Genomic DNA, 17290 nt, shown 5'->3' with positions numbered 1-17290 from the left:
CCGCCTGAACGGATTGAGAAGGGCGCGGCGCCGCAGGGGGCCGCGCCCTTTTTCGTGGGCGAGCTTGGCTGTGCGGGATTATGTTCGGTCCGATGACCCCGCTGACCTGGACCCATGGCTATTCCGCCGTTGAGCTCGAAAGAGCGCAGGAGCGGTTCCGCCTGACTTTCCCTCCCGATCTCATCGAACTTCTCCGCGATCGACGTCCCGTCGGCGGGCCGGATTGGAACGACGAGGGGGTGGTGCGGCCTCTACTGGCCTGGCCTTATGAGGGTCTGCTCTTTGATGTCGAGGACAGCGGACTGTGGTGGACCGAGTGGGGCGATCGGCCTGACAGGGCGGAGGAACGCGCAGAAATTCTGAGAGACGTCCTCAGCCGCGCACCGCGGCTAATTCCGATCTTCAGCCACCGGTACCTGCCAGCGACACCCTGCGACGCTGGAAACCCCGTCTTTTCGGTCTACCAATCCGACGTGATCCACTACGGCGCGGATCTTGGCGACTACATCGACCGGGAAGAGAACGGGTCGGAGTGCCAGCCGTGGCCGGAAACGTTCCGGGAGATCGACTTCTGGTCCGAACTCGTCCGACGTAACAATCTTCCACCACTATGGCCCATCTCCCCGTCCGCCTGACCTCCGGCGCATCCGCCGACCGCATCGACGGCTGGGACGTGGACGCTGAGGGCCGTCCCGTTCTCAAGGTCCGCGTGCGGGCCCGGCCGGTGGAGGGCGAGGCCAACGCCGCCCTGCTCAAACTGCTGGCGAAGGTCCTCGGCGTGCCGAAATCGGCGGTGTCGCTGGAGCGCGGCGGTCAGTCCCGCACCAAGCTGATCGCCGTCGCCGGATTGTCTGACGACGACGCGAGATCCCGCCTTACGGACTTGTAATGTTTCCGGCCTTGTCCGGATGACGCCGAGGCCCTTGTAATCCGCCCCGACTTTGCGCCGACGGCGCATCAGGGGAGCTTCCGAATGAGACTTCGCCGCCTGCGGGGCCCAAGCCTCGCCGTTCTCGCCGTGCTGGCCCTCGGGGCCTGCGCCACGACCGGGACCGACACGCCCGCCGCCGACGGATCGTCGAACGCGGAAGCCCGTGAGCCGCTGGCGGCCGGCCTCGACTATGCGGCCAATCCGGATCCCTTCCCCTCGACCTATCGCGGCCTGCCGCGACAGAACATGGCCATCGTCGGCGGCACGGTCTTCGACGGCGCCGGGCGCAAGATCGAGAACGGCGTGGTCATCGTCACCGACGGCCGCATCGCCGCCATCGGCGACGCCTCGACCCCCGTCCCGTCGGGCCACCAGGTCGTCGACGCTCGCGGCCGCTTCGTCACCCCGGGCATCATCGACGTCCACTCGCACCTCGGCGTCTATCCCTCGCCGGGCGTCAGCGGCATGAGCGACGGCAACGAGGCCACCAGCCCGAACACCGCCCAGGTCTGGGCCGAGCATTCGCTGTGGCCCCAGGATCCGGGCTTCAACACCGCCCGCGCCGGCGGCGTCACCACCCTGCAGATCCTCCCCGGCTCGGCCAACCTGTTCGGCGGCCGCGGCGTCACCGTCCGCAACGTGCCATCGGTCACCATGCAGGGCATGAAGATGCCGGGCGCGCCCTACGGCCTGAAGATGGCCTGCGGGGAGAACCCGTCGCGCGTCTACGGCGGCCGCAACCAGAGCCCGGCCACCGGCATGGGCAATATGGCCGGCTACCGCGCCGCCTTCATTGCGGCCCGTGAGTACAAGGCCAAATGGGACAAATGGCGTGAGGACGGCGAGGGTTCGCCCCCGACCCGCAACCTCCAGCTCGAAACCCTGGCCGGCGTCCTGGACGGCACGGTCCTGGTGCAGAACCACTGCTACCGGGCCGACGAGATGGCCATGATGATCGATCTGTCGAAGGAGTTCGGCTACAAGGTCACCGCCTTCCACCACGCCATCGAGGCCTACAAGATCGCGCCGCTGCTGGCTCGCGAAGGCATCTGCGCCGACATGTGGACCGGCTGGTGGGGCTTCAAGATGGAGGCCCTCGACGCGGTCGAGGCCAACGCCGCCCTCGTGGACGCCCAGGCCAACAGCTGCGCCGTCATCCACTCCGACGACGCCGAACTGACCCAGCGCCTCAACCAGGAAACCGCCGCGGCCGTCGCCGCCGGTCGCCGTATCGGCATGAACATCCCCGAGGAGCGGGCGATCAGCTGGATCACGCTGAACCCGGCCCGGTCGCTCGGCATCGCCGACCAGACCGGCTCGCTCGAGGCCGGCAAGCGCGCCGACGTGGTGATCTGGAGCGCCAATCCGCTCTCGGTCTACGCCCGCGCCGACCAGGTCTTCATCGACGGCGGCCTCGCCTTCGACCGTACGAACCCGGCCTACCAGCCGGTGTCCGATTTCGAGCTGGGCCAGCCCGGCTTCGGCGCCTCCGCCGCCAACGTCCCGCAGGGAGCCCGCTGATGCGCCTCAGGAACCTCATCCTCGGCGCCGCCTCGCTGGCCGCGCTCGCCTCTCCCGCCTTCGCCCAGGACCTGACCGCCATCACCGGCGGCCGCGTTCTGACCGGCACCTCGGTCATCGAGAACGGCACGGTGGTGATCCAGAACGGCCGGGTCGTCTCGGTCGGAACCGGCGCCGCCCCGTCGGGCGCCCGCGTCATCGACGCACGCGGCAAGGTCGTCGCCCCGGGCTTCGTGGCGGTCGACTCCGGCCTCGGCGGTTCGGAGATCTCGTCGGTCAACGGTTCGGACGACCTGTCCAACGGCGCCAACTCCATCAGCGCCTCGTTCGACGTCTCCTACGGCCTCGATCCGTGGTCCTTCACCCTGCCGGTGGCCCGCCTCGGCGGCATCACCCGCGCCATCGTCGTGCCCAGCCATCCGGGCGGGTCGGGCGGTCATAACCACCAGGACGACAGCGACTTCGCCGGTGTCGGCGAGGGCGGCTACCAGTCGCCCAGCCTGTTCGCGGGTCAGGCCGCGATCATTCACCTGGCCGCGGGCAACGACATCCTCGTCAAGCCGCGCGTCGCCATGGTCGCCCCGTTCGGCGAAGCCGGCGCGGGCGTCTCGGGCGGCTCCCGCGGGGCCGAGTTCACCCAGTTCAAGGAAACCCTGACCGAGGTGCGGCTCTACGCCCGCAACCGCGCCGCCTACGACCGCGGCGACCTGCGCGACCTGTCGCTCTCGCGCGCCGACCTTGAGGCCCTGATCCCCGTCGCCAACGGCTCGATGCCGCTGATCGTCACCGTGCACCGCGCGGCCGACATCCAGCAGGTGCTGCGCCTCGCTCGCGAAGAGGGCGTGAAGGTCATCCTCGACGGCGCTGAAGAGGGCTGGATGGTCGCCGACCAGATCGCCGCCGCCGGCGTGCCGGTGCTGCTGAACCCGATCTCGAACCTGCCCGGCAACCTGGAAACCCGCGCCTCGCGGATGCAGAACGCCGCCGCGCTCGACGCCGCCGGCGTCCTGATCGCGATCAAGGGCAACGAGGGCTCGATCCACCGCGCCCGCGAGACCCGCTACAACGCAGGCAACGCCGTCTCGCACGGCCTGCCGTACGATGCGGCGATCGAGGCCATCACGGTCAATCCGGCGAAGATCTTCGGCATGGCCGGCCAGTTCGGCGAACTCCGCGCCGGCGCGGCGGCCGATGTCGTCGTCTGGTCCGGCGACCCGCTGGAGCCGCTCAGCATCGCCGAGACCATCTTCATCGGCGGTCAGGAACAGGCTCCCACCAGCCGCCAGTTCCTGCTGCGCGACCGCTATCGCGACGGCGGCGAAGGCGCGATGCCCCCGGCGTACTCGCGCTGATGATCTCCCTCCCCGTTCGGGGAGGGATGTCGGAGCGCAGCGACGACAGGGTGGGGGCGGCTGAAGATCGGTCCTCCCCACCCGGTCGCTTCGCGACCACCCTCCCCGGGACGGGGAGGGAGAGCTATGCTGTCGCCATGACCGCTTCGCCCCGCATCTTCATCGACGCCGACGCCTGCCCGGTGAAGGACGAGGTCTATCGCGTGGCCGAACGCTATGGCCTCCACGTGTTCGTGGTCTCCAACGGCTGGATCAACACGCGCCGCGACCCCTGGATCGAACAGGTCGTGGTCGACGCCGGTCCCGACATCGCCGACGACTGGATCGCCGAGCGGGCCGGGCCGGGCGACATCGTCGTCACCCAGGATATCCCGCTGGCCGACCGTTGCCTTCAGGCCGGCGCCCAGGCGCTGAAATCGAACGGCTCGCCCTTTACGGCGGACTCCATCGGCTCGGCCCTGGCGGGGCGGATGGTCGGCGAACACCTGCGCTCGATGGGCGTCGCCACCTCGGGGCCGCCGCCGTTCGGTCCGAAGGACCGTTCCGCCTTCCTCCAGGCCCTGGATCGCGCTGTCGTCCTGGCGAAACGGGTCGCCCGTTGACCGTCATCCCCGAGAACGAGCTCGAGTTCCGCTTCTTCCGCTCCGGCGGCCCGGGCGGCCAGAACGTCAACAAGGTCTCGACCAGCGTCCAGCTGCGCTTCGACGCCGCCAACTCGCCGTCGCTGACGGACTCCGTCCGCGAACGCCTGCTGAAGCTGGCGGGCAGCCGCGCCACCCTGAACGGCGAGATCCTGATCACCGCCGTCCGCTACCGCACCCAGGAGCGCAACCGCGCCGACGCGATCGAACGGCTTCAGGGCCTCGTCGACGAGGCCTCGATCAAGCCGGTCTATCGCGTGCCGACCCGCCCCACCCGCGCCTCGAAGGAACGGCGGCTGGAGGGCAAGGCCAAGCGCTCGACGATCAAGAACGCCCGCGGCAAGCCGCGTCTGACGGACTGATTACTGGGCCGGGCGGAACAGCAGGGCGGCCACCTTGCCGCTCTCGTCGAAGCCGATGATCCATTCCGTCGCCGCATTGGCGAAGACGACGGCGAACAGATCGGCGCCGTCCTGACTATCGACGAAATCCACGGCCTGAACGGCGCCGAGGCTCTGGATCAGCGGCCGGACCTGACCTTCCTGCTCGCGGACCTTGGTCGCGAGATCGGGGGTCATCACCGAATAGTCGATGGCGCCGGTCTGGGCGCCCGAGATGAAGGCCCGCAGCGTCGCTTCTGCGCGGGGATTGGCCGGAGCCGTGGCCCGGGCGGCCGGCGCCGGCGCTGCAGCAGACGCACGCGCAGGGGCGGCGGGCTGGTCGAATGTGTTGGGCATCGAGCCGGCGGCGACCTGGGCGTGCGCGGCCGCAGGGGCCAGCACGAGGGCGGCGGCGATCAGTAGCGGCTTCATTGAGGGTCGTCTCCGGAGGGGAGTTCAGACGATGGAAGGCCAAAGCGACAGAACAAGGGCGGCGATCGAGGCCAGGGTCGCGACCGTCGCCGAGACGACCAGCCAGGTCGGCGTGTGCGCCTCGCGGATGATAACGGTCTGGGGCTGCGGCGGGTTCTGCGCCATCTTCGACAACGCCCTCAGCGTCGCCCGCAGTTCCTCGATCGCGTCGCGGATCACGGCCTGCGGACCCAGTTCGCGCCGGATCCAGCGTTCGACCACCGGCTGGGCGGCCGCCCACAGGTCGTGGTCGGGGTTCAGACGGCGGGCCACGCCCTCCACCGACACCATGGTCTTCTGCAGCAGGATCAGCTCGGGCCGCAGGTGCATGTCGAACAGGTCTGTGATCTCGAACAGCTGCCCCAGCAGACGGCCCATCGACACCTGTGACGCCTGTTTGCCGATCACCGGCTCGCCCACCGCCCGCAGAGCCTGGGCGAAGGCCTCGACCGAATGCTCGGGCGGCACGTAGCCGGCCTCGAAATGCACCCGCGCGATCCGCTCGTAGTCGCGGCTGATGAAGCCCCACAGGATCTCGGCCAGGTAGCGGCGCTCGGCCAGGCCCAGCCGTCCGACGATGCCGAAGTCGATCGCCGTCAGCTCTGCCGGCGCGTGGCAGAACAGATTCCCCTCGTGCAGGTCGGCGTGGAAGGTGCCGTGATCCAGCGCCTGGCTCAGGAACGACCGCACGACGTTGTCGGCCAGCGCATTGATGTCCAGGCCCGGCTGTTCGATCGCCTTTGGGTCGGTCAGCGTCAGCCCGGGCGCCCACTCCAGCGTCAGCACCCGCTTGCCGACCCCGTCCCAGATGACGGCCGGCGCGGTCATGTGGCCCCCCAGATCGCCGGCGCCCTTGGCCATGATCTCGCCGAGCTCGGAGGCGGCCGCCGCCTCCAGCCGCATGTCCAGCTCCAGCGTCAGGGCGCGGGCGATGGTCTCTACGAAGGCCGACGGCTCCAGCCGGCGCGCCAGCGGCACGAACCTTACGGCCAGAACCGCCCCAAGCCGCATCGCATCCAGCCCGTGCGCCACGCGCCGCTCCACGCCCGGACGCAGCACCTTGACCGCCACCTTGCGCCCGTCGGCCAGCCAGGCCGGGTGGGCCTGGGCCAGCGACGCCGCGGCGACCGGCGGGCCGAAGTCCCTGAACAGCGCCTCGACGGGCCGGCCCAGCGACCGCTCGACCTCCTTGCGCGCCTGTTCGATCGGGAAGGGCGGCAGGGCGTCTTTCAATCGGCCCAGATCGCGGGCGAACTCGACGCCGAAGATGTCGGCCCGGGTCGCCAGCACCTGACCCAGTTTGATCGCCACGGGCCCAAGATGTTCGAACGCCTTGCCGAGGCGCTGCCCCGGGCGGCCTTCGCGGCCTTCACGGCCGGCGAACAGGTGCAGGAAATGCGCGATCCAGCGGCCCCACACCGGCAGCAGCGGCGTGATCTCGCGCGGCGCCAGGGCGTCGTGGCGGATCAGCACGCCTAGCCAGCCCAGCAGGCGCAGGCTCGCCTCCACCGGACGGCGCACCGGCATGGTCGCCGGGGGCGGCGGCGGGGTCGCGGGGTCGATACGCCGGGTCAGATCGCCCATCCGTGGTGGATGGCGGCCACGCCGCCCGACAGATTGGTCACCGTGACGCGACTGAAGCCCACGTCCTCGATCATCCGCTTGAAGGTCGCCTGGTCGGGGAAGCGGCGGATGCTCTCAACCAGGTACTGATAGCTGTCGCGGTCCTTCGCCACCCACTCGCCGATGCGCGGAATGGCGTGGAACGACCAGGCGTCATAGGCCTTGCGGATCGGGCCCGCCGTCGGACGCGAGAACTCCAGGCACAGGAAGCGGCCGCCCGGCTTCAGCACCCGCCGCGCCTCGCGCAGGGCCTGGGACACGTCGGCCACGTTGCGGATGCCGAAACTTATCGAATAGGCATCCACCGAGGCGTCCGGAATCGGCAGGGCCATGGCGTCGCCGACCGTCCAGCTCATCTCCGGCTCGCCGCCCTTGTCGACGCCGGCCATGATCATCTCGGCGTTGTAGTCCAGCACGATGACCGAGGCGTCCTCGCCGCCCATCCGGACCTGGGCGCCGCGCGCCATCTTCGAATAGCGCCGCGCCATGTCGCCGGTGCCGCCCGCGACGTCGAGGATGGTCTCGCCCGGCCGGGGGTTCAGCTTCGCCGCCGCCGCGTCCTTCCAGAGCCGGTGCACGCCCGCGCTCATCAGGTCGTTCATCAGGTCGTAGTTCGACGCCACGCTGTCGAACACGCCGCGCACCATGCGGACCTTCTCCTTCGCGTCGACATCGCGAAAGCCGAAGGACGAGGTCTTGCCCGAAGGCGCGTCTGATGCGTCGGTCATGTCTCGCGGTCTAGCTGGTCAGAAGCCCTGCGTCATCCGTCTGCGTAGCCGCAGGCGCTTGTCTCAGCGTCCGTTTTTCGGACGCGGGAGGCCGAGGTCCTTCATCACCCCCCGAAGCAGGCCGTAGCAGCCGCAGGAGGCGCCTTCCAGCGACTCCCGGTCCAGCACCTCGACCCAGCCGCGGCCGCGGCGGATCAGGCCCTTGTCCTCCAGCTCCGAACCCACCTCCGACACGGTGGCGCGGCGGACGCCCAGCATGCCGGCGATGTCGGCCTGGGTCAGGTTGAAGCGGTCGTGGGCGGCCCGATCGTGCAGGGTCAGCAGCCAACGCGCCAGCCGCTCGTCCAGTCGGTGCTGGGCGTTGCAGGCGGCAGTCTGCTGCACCTGGGCGAACAGGCCCTCGGTGAATTTCGCCAGCGCCTTGCGCATCGGCTCGCTGTTCTCCAGCGCCTCCGAGAACACGTCGGACGGGCAACAGGCGGCGACGCCCTCGATCTGGGCGATGGCGCGGCTGGACGCGCGCGCGTTCAGCGGTCCGCAGGTGACTCCGACCAGCCCCTCGCGGCCGATGGCTGCGGTCTCGACCATCTTCTCGTCGGCCAGCACCGTCATCAGCGAAACCACGCCGTTGATCGGAAACCAGACCTCCGAAACCTCCTCGCCGGCGTCGTAAAGCACCTGCCCCTGCGAGAACGGGCGGCGCCGCATATGAGGCTCCAGCCGTTCGCGGTCGGCGGCGTCCAGCGCGGCGATCCAGAGATTGTCCATGCAAGCGGTCTCCGGTCCGAAAAGGCGACGCTTGGTAACGCTCCGCCCTGACCGGCGTTCCGCCGCTTGTGGCCCCGGCCCGGGCGCGATACGGCGGAGGGAAACCGGAGGCGAGACCATGGAACGACTTGACGTTGCGGAAGTCCTGAAAGGTCTTCCCGCCTGGCATGCACACGCCGGCGACCGGCCCGGGATCGAGCGCAAGTTGGTGTTCGCCGACTTCAACGCCGCCTTCGGCTTCATGACCCGCGTGGCGCTTCGCGCCGACAAGGTCGACCATCATCCGGAATGGTCGAACGTCTACAACCGGGTCGAGGTGCTGCTGACCACCCACGACGCCGGCGGCGTGACGCAACGCGACGTCGACATGGCCGGCTTCATCGACGAAGCCGCCGCCGCGATGGGAGCAAAGGCATGACGGGTCGTGTTTCGGGCAAGGCCGCCCTCATCACCGGCGCCGCCGGCGGGTTGGGCCAGGCCATGGCGCACATGCTGGCGCGCGAGGGGGCGAAGGTCGCCGTCACCGACGTCAATCTGGCGGGCGCCCAGGCCCTTGCCGACGCCATCAACGCCGATCACCCCGACATGGCCTTCGCCTTCGCCCACGACGTCGCCAGCGAAGCGCAGTGGGTCTCGGTGATCGAGGCCGCCACGGCGGCCATGGGCGGGCTCTCGATCCTCGTGAACAACGCCGGCGTCGGCGGCCCCCTGTCCTTCGTCGAGGACGACACCGTCGAGAACTGGCAGCGCCAGTATGAGATCAACCTCCGCTCGGTGATGTTCGGCTGCAAACACGCCATGCCGCACCTGCGCGCCTCTGCCCCGGCCTCGATCATCAACATCTCGTCGATCGCCGGCCTCGCCGCCGCGCCGGGCATGGGCGCCTACAACGCCACCAAGGCCGGCGTCTGGATGTACACCAAGACCATCGCCCTGGAGGCCGCCAAGCAGGAGTGGAACGTCCGCTGCAACTCGGTCCACCCGGTCTTCATCAAGACCCCGATCCTGGACCCCTTCATCGCCATGGCCGGCGGCGACGAGGACAAGGCCCACGAACGCCTCGCCCGCGGCATCCCGCTGAAGCGTATCGGCGAGCCGGACGACGTCGCCTACTGCGTCCTCTACCTCGCGTCGGACGAGTCGAAATTCGTCACCGGCTCCGAGTTCCGGATCGACGGCGGCATGACGGCGCAGTGAACGTGGCCGCGTCGGGTCGAGAAGGCGGAGCCTTCTGACCGCGACCCACTGGAATGCGTGGCGACTAGGGAACCAGGTCCGCCGGCAGGATCTGGCTGCTCAGCAGGGTCTCCATGCCCTGCCAGTGATCCGGCCCCTGACGCTCGACCCACGCCTGCACCACGTCGCGGCCGAGGCCGTAGTTGATGATGTAGCTGCGATAGGTGTCGATGAAGCGCAGGCGCTGGGTCGCCTTGGCGCGGTCGGCCAGGGTGTATTTCATCAACTGCTCGATGGCCTCGTCGCGGCCGATGCGGCCGGCCAGATAGGCGTCGGCGATGGTGTACTCGGCCCGCGCCAGCTGGCGGGTCAGCGCGCCCAGCTGCGCCTTCTTCTCCGCCGTCGACGGATCCAGACCGGCCAGCGGGAACAGCACTTCGCGCTCGAACCGCGTGCCCTCGTCGCCGGGGAAGGCCAGGTCGATGCCGTAGTTGGCGCTGCCCTCGGCCACGAACGACATCGGGCTGAACAGCGGATAGACGCTCATCTCGACCCAGCCGCGGTCGACCACGAAGGTCTTCTCCAGCAGGGCGTTATAGACGTGGTGGCCCGGATAGCCTTCGTGGCAGCCCAGATCGATCGCCCGCTCGGTGTAGATCGGGAAGTCGGTGTTGATCTCGATCTTCGACTGCGAATTGCCCTGGTAGTAGTTGTAGCCCGACCACGGCTTGTCGCTGACGAAGGCCAGGGTGAAATTCTCGTTGGCCGGCAGCTGGATGTGCTCGACCGTGCGGCGGCGGCACTCGGCGATGGCGGCGTCCATGACCGGCTGCAGGCGGTCCTTCGGGATGACGTAGTGCGACTTGAACTCGGTCACCCGGTCGGTCAGCGAGCCGGGCCCGGGCAGCAGGGCGTCGATCTGCGCCAGCACCGGATCATAGGACGACAGCGGCCGCAGTTCGGGGCGGATGCCGAACAGGGCCCAGGCCTCGTCGGCGAAGCTCATCTTCTCGCCGGACAGCATGCGCAGGCGCGCGTCGGCGGCGGACACGTGCGCCAGCAGATAGGCCTTCCGCTGCGCCACGGCCGGCTCGGCGCCGGTGGTGTCGACCGCTTCCAGCCGCTGCGTCAGCGTCGCTGCGCCCTGGATCAGCTGCGGCACGGTGCGCGGGTTGGCCTTCGCCGCCGTCTGCCATTCGGCCGGGCCGTAATAGGCGTCGACATAGCCGGGCTCGCGCTCGCCGATCTCGAGGATCAGGGCGACGTAGTCGCGGGCGATGGCGTCCAGGCTGTCGCCGCCGGGCCCCGAAGGCTGCACGGCCGGTTGCGTGGCGCAGGCGCCCAGCAGGACCAGAAGACCGATCAGAAACGCGCGCATCGCAACCTCCCTCGCCGAAGCGGCGGCACGCTAGACCAGCGAACGCCGCGCCGAACCTTACAAATCGTCCAGAAACCGCTCCGGTTCAGCGTCTGAGCATTCGGGATTGAGAGCAGGCCGCTCCTGCTGTAGACGCCTTCGTCCCGGCGCCTGCTCGCCGGGCAGACGCACCCGTAGCTCAGCTGGATAGAGTACTGCCCTCCGAAGGCAGGGGTCACAGGTTCGAATCCTGTCGGGTGCGCCAGCCTTTTCAATATGTTGGATGACAGGGCTTCCGAGTCCAACGTTCGCCAGTCACCACATAATCACCACCGAGTGTGTTCCTGAAACGGCGACGCTGGCAGTTGCTCTCCGGGGTCGTGCCTGGGACGGTCGACTCGACACATTGGATGGGTTCGGCGAGCGTGTCCCGAACTGGCACTGCGACTGGGGAGTAAGCATTGGACCTTGATGAGGACTACCTTCGGGGTCTGAGCGGGTCGTCGGTTGAGATCCGAAAGTTTTTGGTCGGTAGGTTTACCTCCGCGCTAAAGGCGACGCGGGCGGCAGGGCTGATAGTCGAATTTGACGAAGAGGACTGGGTCGGCGCGTCCATGGCCCGAGTCGTTTCAAGTGTGGCGATTGCTGCAGCAACAGATCTCGAAACCGTCGAGCATCCGTCAGGTGACCACCAAGATGCGGTGGAAACACTGGTAGCGCTCTCGGAGCTTCTGCTTCTGTGGGAGGAGCTAGCCCTGACGAGCCCGCTCGTCGTCCACGAGCCTTTGGCGCGGGTCATGCTGCTGAGCAAAGCGCTCGCGCACGGAGAGGCCGTCCAGTACGTCCAAACCGAAAGGCTCTTGGAGAAGGCGGTAGCCCTTGATCAGGATAGAGCACGCCGCAGAAGCGGCGGTCTCGCAACGACAGCTAGGCGCGCTGAGGACAAACAGGCGTTACTCAAGATTGCCCGGAGTATCGTATCGGCCAACGCCGCTCTGTCGAACGAAGACTTGGCGATCAAGCTTCACGGATCAGGACGGAGAGGCTCTGCCCTGACTGTTCGGACGCTCACTGAATGGGTCCGGTCGTGGCGGCGCGACGGGATGCTCCAAGCGAAGCGCTAGCTTACGCGTGTGGCGCAGCTAGCTGGACGGCGCCGTCCGGCTAGCCGGCTGGGCTTGGCTCTGTTTACCTTCGGGAACTGCTGGATACTTGGTGTGTCACCCCGTCGCCGAACTCTCGGCGTCAAGGATGGAGTGGCTCGATGACCCAGTATTCTCCTCGCATGAACGTCTCTCAGGCCGCCAACTTCCTGGGTGTGTCCTCCAGCATGTTGAACAAGCTGCGAGTGTTCGGAGGCGGACCGGTGTTCCTTAAAATCGGCCGACGGGTCGCTTACGACCCGGCAGACCTCGCGTCATGGCTGGAATCCCGCCGGCGGCGCAGCACCTCCGACGCGGGAGAACTGCCTCGTGGCCTTTAGCCACAGTGCAGAAGTATGGGCCCGTGGAAGTCACATCGACGTCCAAGTGCGCCAAAATTTGTTGGTGTGGAAAGTCTGGATAGGACGTTTCGCGTGAGTAACTCCGTGGCGCCCGTGGTTAGGGTGGAGCAACTACCTGCTGCTCCCAGTCCCCCCGACCTTCCCTTCATCGATCTTCTATCCTGGGTGGGGCGCGACGCCCCGGACCGCAGCTTTCTTGTGCCTGGCCTGATCCCGGATAGCTGCGTGACCAGCCTTTACGGTGACGGAGGCAGCGGCAAGACACTGTTGGCGCTCTCGCTCATGGTCGCTATGGCGTCAAAATACCAAAGCCTTTGGCTCGGCGAAAAGCCCTTGGGCTGGAAGTCGGTTGGCCTGTTTGCTGAGGACGATGAGGCGGAGTTAGTTCGCCGGCTCCAGCGCATATGTCGGGCCGAAAAACTCGAGTTTGCCGCCATCGCCGCGAACGTCACTGCACTTTCCTGCGCCCATATGGACGCCACGCTGGCCACTTTCTCTGGAGGCGGCGGCGAGCTGATCATCACTCCACTCATGCAAGGCTTGCTGGATCGGGTTAGGCACGAAGGTGCCTCTCTGCTGGTGATCGACTACGCCGCGGCTGTGTTTGGTGGAAACGAGATCGACCGCAATCAGGTCTCCGCCTTCCTGCGCTGGCTCAACGCCATCGCTGGTCAGGAGCAAATTTCGATCCTGCTTCTAGGCCACCCGTCGACGAGCGGCATGGCGACGGGAGGTCGAGGCACGTCCGGTTCGACGGCTTGGCGCAATCAAGCGCGAAGCTTTCTACACCTCACCGTCGATGATACTCAAAACGATCCCGAGGATCGCCGACTCCTGACGTTGACGTTGTCAAAGGCCAACTATGCCCGTGCGGGGCGGGTGTTCCGATTGGCAAGCGACGGTGCCCGGTTCGACATCCTGGCTGACGAAGCGTCCGGGCCGAGACGAGTGAAGGGTCCCCGTATCCCAGCATCGCAGAAGGTCGCTCTCAACGCGCTCCACGAGGCGATTTCGAACGCGGGTGAAGCCAGCCCGGGCGGGCCAATACCGGCCGGAGTTCGGGTGGTCAGGGTGGACGCATGGCGACCCTACGCCTATTCGGCGGGCATCTCCGCGGCAGACACTGGCGAGGCTCGTCGCAAGGCGTTTCAGACGGCGCGCCAGGCTCTCCAGGACAAAGGCCTTGTGGGGATCAGCGACCCTTGGGCTTGGGTGGTGGAGGCGGGAGCATGACCCGGAGCAATACTCCCGCCGGGAGCAAAGGAGGCAGGAGGAAAGGGAGTGCCCCCAATAGGGGCACACTCCCACTCCCGCCTGTCTCAATGTTCCGGATCCCATGGGCCGACGAACATCGCTGCCGAACTGGCTGCACGAAATTTGGTGCCGGATAGCCTTCTACGCGGCCGCCACGCGACGAAACAGCCCAGCTCCACGAGAACTCCGAATGGCCCAACCAGCCGATCTGAAATCGCTGCTCGAGAACGTACAGGAGATCGAGGTCGACACGGTGCTGCCGACCTACGTTCTTGCCTCAACTGTCGGCGTTAGGGCGAAAAAGCAACGCGCGCTGCAGCGCCACGAACGGGCTCGGCTCGGAGGGGATCGCCTGCCCTTATCTGGCGCGACGATAGCTGCACTGCTCGCGGCGGGGGTCAAACTCCGCGTCAAAATGCTTCCGATGCGCGGTCTCTGCGGCGCGAAAACGCGGAGGGGTCATGCGTGCCGGTGTCTGGCCCTGAAGAGTGGGCGATGTCGGCTCCATGGCGGACTTTCGACTGGGCCCAAGACGACCGACGGTTGGGCCCGAACGCGCGCGGGATATGCGGCTTGGGTGAATCGAAAGCGTCAGCTCGCTCCAGACAGCAGCGGGACTACGCGTGTTCCAGATGAGAAAAGCTAATCTCAATCGGTCTCGCGCACGTCATGGGGTCAGGCTACACCATTGGGAGGCTGATCCTTGGCTTGTCCGTGGGCCCTCATCACCCCAGCCTATCGCGGGACCGCTCCGGCTCAGAAGCGCATCCAAGTCGCAGGCCGCTTTGACTTACACTCGCGTTGAAGAATAGCCTCGCTTCGCCTTGGGAGGGGCGTGCAATGGGAAGTCTTAGCATCTGGCATTGGCTAATTGTGCTGGCGCCGTTCGTGATTGCGATCCTCGTCGTTCGATGGGCTATGCGCCGCAAATGAGCCGGTTCCTAACCGCGGCGATGGCTGCACTCATCGTGGCTGCTCCCCTCACCGTCGCCGCCCACAGCGGCGGAACCAATGCTCAAGGCTGCCACACGAACCGGAAGACAGGCGACTACCACTGTCACGGCAAGAAAGGCGGCAGCGGATCGGGAAGGAGCCAAGGGCAACGCGCTGCGCCGGCCGCTGGTGGAGCCTACGCCAATTGTGCTGCGGCCAGGGCTGCGGGAGCCGCACCGGTAATGCGTGGCGAGGCCGGCTACGGCCCACATTTGGATAGAGATGGGGACGGAATCGGATGCGAATGAAGGTTATTTGGAGCGCGTTGTGCGTACTCGCCCTGTCAGGCACTGGAGCTCACGCAGACCCACTCGTGGGGCAATACCAGCGGGCGACAGGCGAGCAAAAACTGCTTTTGGACTTCTATGTCTCAGCGGTTGCGGACGGCTATCAATGGGCGAACGCCGCAATGGCGAACAACGGGGACGTACCGCTATTTTGCCTGCCCCCGAGAATGGCGCTCACTGACGAACAACTAACCGACATTCTGGACCGGTGGCTGGAGAGCCTCGCAGGCCAAACGGACGAACAAGACTATTTGGCGATGGAAGTACTTCTCGCACTCAAGAACACGTTTCCTTGTGCTGAGGAACCGTTTGCCAGCGTGCCATGAAGCCCTTGATCACACTCTAATCCGAAAGCCGCCATTCCCACGGCCGCTGAAACTCGCCAGCCCACACCCCCGCCCTCAAACCTTCGGCAATCTCTTGGTCGTCGGCATAGGCGCCCTGGCTATAGCGCGGGTAATCCAACGCATGTCCGCGGAGGACCATATCCCGGGCGATGTCCGTGGTCTCCCAATGATGGAACTGCCCGGCCCGGTTTAGCTGCGCCCTCCGCACCGTGCACCTCGCGACAATCCTGCGGTAGCGATCGGGCCGTCCTTCAGGCACGCAGGCTACTATCGTCCCCCGCACCGCCTGATCTAAGGCGTTCGCCGCTTCTTGGCCGCACCGATATGTTTGCCCATCCCTCGTGCAGGTTTGCCGGCTCTCGGGTGCGTCAACCCCCCAAAGACGGATGCGCTGACCATGGATTTCGAGCGTATCGCCGTCGATCACTGAGGCGCGACCGACGATTGCCGGCGGTTCAGGTGGCAATGCGTAGACAGACATCAGGCAGCCTCGTCGACCGGGTCACGCGAGCCCAAAATGGGTGGATAGCAGACGCTGGCGCGAGGCCCGTAAGCTGACCAGCGAGCCACGGGCAGGCCGGCTGCGTGGTCAGGAATGGCGTCACGCCTCTTGCCAGACGAGCACTGTTGTATTGTCCTGGTGAGGCTGATTCTTCGCCTCGATTGCCGCGATCAGCGCGTCCGCAGAAGATTGCGCGCCGGAGGATCGGGCGAGCACTGTCGCGATCTCAGTCAGAGAGAGTGTGTCGAGACCGTCCGAGGCAAGTATCCAACAGTCGCCTGAACGACGGCGGATCGGACCGACCGTCTCATCTATGCGCATTTGGTCCAGGGGGGCGCCAGTTAGAGCGGAGGTGATGCGATTGCGGCCGGCAGCCAATGCGGCTTCTTCGGCCGCCATTAGGCCCTTTCGAACCGCCGAGTCCAACGCCCCTCCGATTGAATGGTCGGCATTTACTCGCTCCAGTTTACCTCCCCTCCAGCGAAGCAGTAGTGAGTCTCCCACGGACAGGAACATCACGGCACCGGCGGAGGTGGGAGCTAAGGCAACGAGAGTACCGCCCATACCTGCCCGAGAAGGTTCCTGCGCCACTGCCTCGGCGATGGCGGCGTTGGCCGCGTCGCAGGCCTGACGTAGACGTGGGCCGGGCTCAACGCCCACCTCAGACTGAAAAACATCACGCACCGAATGGACGATTAATCGCGCAGCTAGATCGCCGGCGGCTGCCCCGCCCATGCCGTCCGCAAGAACCAGCAGACGCGGGCGTCCGGAAGCATCCATCAGAACGTCCGCAGCGTCTTCCTGGCGCTCGCGGCGCCCCAACGCCTGGGCGACGCCGACGGCGCTCAAGAGGCTGCGACGGGGTTGTCTGCCCAGTCCCACGAAGGTCCGCAGATCTCGACAAAGCGGAGCTCGGTTCCACCCAGCTTGAGAATGTCCCCTGTGTTCAAGATGTGGGAAGAGCCGATCCGGCCGCCGTTAACACGGGTGAAGTTGGTTGCTCCATCTGCTTCGCGCACGTCGAAAACGCGATCCTCGTGATCGTATGAGACAATGCAGTGGACCGACGACATCTGCGGATCGCCGAGGTCGAGCCGCAGGCGGGCCTGCTCGCCTGAGCCGACGCTGTTGCGGCCATAGCTGATTGGTACGGCCATGCCGCGCCCCGGTCCGCTGACCACCAACAACATGCCGCAGACCGGCGCCTGCATGGGATCAGAGGGATAGACCACGTGAATGCCTTCGGCGTCCTTGAACACCTCGACCGAGCTGGATGAGCGGCCTGTCGTTGGCGAGTGGACCATCCCTTTGGGCAAGACAGCCTGCGTTTTCTCGGGCGCAGAGGCTTTCGCGGGCGATGCTCCGGCCAAGCGAGTTTTCTCATCATCGAAGGGTGTGATGGTGATGGTGCCGACGGGCAGGGTCTTTTCTTCTGGTTTAGCCATGGAGGTCCCC

At 66.8% G+C, this 17290-nt stretch carries 22 protein-coding genes and 1 tRNA gene; 15 read left to right on the top strand and 8 right to left on the bottom strand.

Annotated features, from left to right (window positions below):
- Positions 1–92: 92 nt before the first annotated feature.
- The 6 genes from GGR12_RS01425 to arfB all read left to right on the top strand — a co-directional run bounded on the left by GGR12_RS01425 (position 93) and on the right by arfB (position 4807).
- Positions 93–635: an SMI1/KNR4 family protein gene (locus tag GGR12_RS01425; RefSeq protein WP_221212179.1), complete on the top strand. Its 543-nt coding sequence runs from the start codon at positions 93–95 to the stop codon at positions 633–635.
- On the top strand, positions 611–889 hold the full coding sequence (locus GGR12_RS01420; protein ID WP_183202097.1) for a DUF167 family protein: 279 nt from the start codon (positions 611–613) through the stop codon (positions 887–889). Before GGR12_RS01425 ends, GGR12_RS01420 begins: the two co-directional genes overlap by 25 nt.
- A gap of 84 nt (positions 890–973) precedes the next feature.
- Positions 974–2452: an amidohydrolase gene (locus GGR12_RS01415; protein ID WP_183202095.1), complete on the top strand. Its 1479-nt coding sequence runs from the start codon at positions 974–976 to the stop codon at positions 2450–2452.
- On the top strand, positions 2452–3804 hold the full coding sequence (locus GGR12_RS01410; protein ID WP_183202093.1) for an amidohydrolase family protein: 1353 nt from the start codon (positions 2452–2454) through the stop codon (positions 3802–3804). Before GGR12_RS01415 ends, GGR12_RS01410 begins: the two co-directional genes overlap by 1 nt.
- Before the next feature lie 137 nt (positions 3805–3941).
- The gene (locus GGR12_RS01405; protein ID WP_183202084.1) at positions 3942–4406 is read left to right on the top strand and encodes a YaiI/YqxD family protein; all 465 of its coding nucleotides are present in this window, start codon (positions 3942–3944) and stop codon (positions 4404–4406) included.
- Positions 4403–4807, top strand: a complete 405-nt coding sequence (gene arfB, locus GGR12_RS01400) for an alternative ribosome rescue aminoacyl-tRNA hydrolase ArfB (protein WP_183202081.1) — start codon at positions 4403–4405, stop codon at positions 4805–4807. Before GGR12_RS01405 ends, arfB begins: the two co-directional genes overlap by 4 nt.
- Here arfB and GGR12_RS01395 read toward each other — a convergent pair whose 3' ends face one another.
- The 4 genes from GGR12_RS01395 to GGR12_RS01380 all read right to left on the bottom strand — a co-directional run bounded on the left by GGR12_RS01395 (position 4808) and on the right by GGR12_RS01380 (position 8415).
- Positions 4808–5257 (bottom strand): hypothetical protein, encoded by a 450-nt coding sequence (locus tag GGR12_RS01395; protein WP_183202079.1) that lies wholly within the window; start codon positions 5255–5257, stop codon positions 4808–4810.
- Positions 5258–5281: 24 nt separating this feature from the next.
- Positions 5282–6880, bottom strand: coding sequence for a 2-polyprenylphenol 6-hydroxylase (gene ubiB, locus GGR12_RS01390; RefSeq protein WP_183202078.1), 1599 nt, complete (start codon positions 6878–6880; stop codon positions 5282–5284).
- The gene (locus tag GGR12_RS01385) at positions 6868–7647 is read right to left on the bottom strand and encodes a class I SAM-dependent methyltransferase (protein WP_183202076.1); all 780 of its coding nucleotides are present in this window, start codon (positions 7645–7647) and stop codon (positions 6868–6870) included. The genes ubiB and GGR12_RS01385 overlap by 13 nt, the downstream gene beginning before the upstream one ends.
- A 63-nt stretch (positions 7648–7710) precedes the next feature.
- A complete protein-coding gene (locus GGR12_RS01380) occupies positions 7711–8415 on the bottom strand; it encodes a Crp/Fnr family transcriptional regulator (protein ID WP_183202074.1) in 705 nt (234 codons plus the stop codon).
- A 118-nt stretch (positions 8416–8533) separates the two neighbouring features.
- Between GGR12_RS01380 and GGR12_RS01375 the strand changes: the two genes are divergently transcribed.
- Both GGR12_RS01375 and GGR12_RS01370 read left to right on the top strand, forming a co-directional pair.
- Positions 8534–8833, top strand: a complete 300-nt coding sequence (locus GGR12_RS01375) for a 4a-hydroxytetrahydrobiopterin dehydratase (RefSeq protein ID WP_183202073.1) — start codon at positions 8534–8536, stop codon at positions 8831–8833.
- Entirely contained in the window at positions 8830–9612 is a 783-nt protein-coding gene (locus GGR12_RS01370) for an SDR family oxidoreductase (protein ID WP_183202071.1), read from the top strand. Before GGR12_RS01375 ends, GGR12_RS01370 begins: the two co-directional genes overlap by 4 nt.
- Before the next feature lie 64 nt (positions 9613–9676).
- Here GGR12_RS01370 and GGR12_RS01365 read toward each other — a convergent pair whose 3' ends face one another.
- Complete coding sequence (locus GGR12_RS01365) at positions 9677–10969, bottom strand: hypothetical protein (RefSeq protein WP_183202068.1); 1293 nt, start codon at positions 10967–10969, stop codon at positions 9677–9679.
- A gap of 167 nt (positions 10970–11136) precedes the next feature.
- Here GGR12_RS01365 and GGR12_RS01360 point away from each other — a divergent pair.
- From GGR12_RS01360 to GGR12_RS01335, 7 genes are all read left to right on the top strand, one after another.
- Positions 11137–11213 (top strand) — tRNA-Arg (locus tag GGR12_RS01360).
- A 196-nt stretch (positions 11214–11409) separates the two neighbouring features.
- A complete protein-coding gene (locus tag GGR12_RS01355) occupies positions 11410–12072 on the top strand; it encodes a hypothetical protein (RefSeq protein ID WP_183202066.1) in 663 nt (220 codons plus the stop codon).
- A gap of 140 nt (positions 12073–12212) precedes the next feature.
- Positions 12213–12431 carry a helix-turn-helix transcriptional regulator gene (locus tag GGR12_RS16895; RefSeq protein WP_183202064.1) on the top strand — a complete coding sequence of 73 codons (219 nt, stop codon included), beginning with the start codon at positions 12213–12215 and terminating at the stop codon, positions 12429–12431.
- A gap of 15 nt (positions 12432–12446) precedes the next feature.
- Positions 12447–13685, top strand: coding sequence for an AAA family ATPase (locus tag GGR12_RS01345; protein ID WP_246328706.1), 1239 nt, complete (start codon positions 12447–12449; stop codon positions 13683–13685).
- 103 nt (positions 13686–13788) lie between these two features.
- A complete protein-coding gene (locus tag GGR12_RS16890; protein WP_425486200.1) occupies positions 13789–14352 on the top strand; it encodes an HGGxSTG domain-containing protein in 564 nt (187 codons plus the stop codon).
- 265 nt (positions 14353–14617) lie between these two features.
- Positions 14618–14947, top strand: coding sequence for an excalibur calcium-binding domain-containing protein (locus GGR12_RS16805; protein WP_183202060.1), 330 nt, complete (start codon positions 14618–14620; stop codon positions 14945–14947).
- Positions 14948–15012: 65 nt separating this feature from the next.
- The gene (locus GGR12_RS01335) at positions 15013–15312 is read left to right on the top strand and encodes a Rap1a/Tai family immunity protein (protein ID WP_183202058.1); all 300 of its coding nucleotides are present in this window, start codon (positions 15013–15015) and stop codon (positions 15310–15312) included.
- A gap of 16 nt (positions 15313–15328) precedes the next feature.
- Here the strand turns inward: GGR12_RS01335 and GGR12_RS16885 are convergent, their stop codons facing one another.
- The 3 genes from GGR12_RS16885 to GGR12_RS01320 all read right to left on the bottom strand — a co-directional run bounded on the left by GGR12_RS16885 (position 15329) and on the right by GGR12_RS01320 (position 17280).
- On the bottom strand, positions 15329–15814 hold the full coding sequence (locus tag GGR12_RS16885; protein WP_183202056.1) for a thermonuclease family protein: 486 nt from the start codon (positions 15812–15814) through the stop codon (positions 15329–15331).
- 120 nt (positions 15815–15934) lie between these two features.
- Positions 15935–16684 carry a PP2C family protein-serine/threonine phosphatase gene (locus tag GGR12_RS01325; protein ID WP_183202055.1) on the bottom strand — a complete coding sequence of 250 codons (750 nt, stop codon included), beginning with the start codon at positions 16682–16684 and terminating at the stop codon, positions 15935–15937.
- Complete coding sequence (locus GGR12_RS01320) at positions 16681–17280, bottom strand: FHA domain-containing protein (RefSeq protein WP_183202053.1); 600 nt, start codon at positions 17278–17280, stop codon at positions 16681–16683. The genes GGR12_RS01325 and GGR12_RS01320 overlap by 4 nt, the downstream gene beginning before the upstream one ends.
- Positions 17281–17290 lie beyond the last annotated feature (10 nt).

The sequence above is a fragment of the Brevundimonas lenta genome, assembly GCF_014196335.1.
GTDB lineage: Bacteria > Pseudomonadota > Alphaproteobacteria > Caulobacterales > Caulobacteraceae > Brevundimonas > Brevundimonas lenta.
The sequence above is the reverse complement of the archived record's forward strand: the minus strand, read 5'-3'. Positions and strand labels throughout refer to the sequence as shown.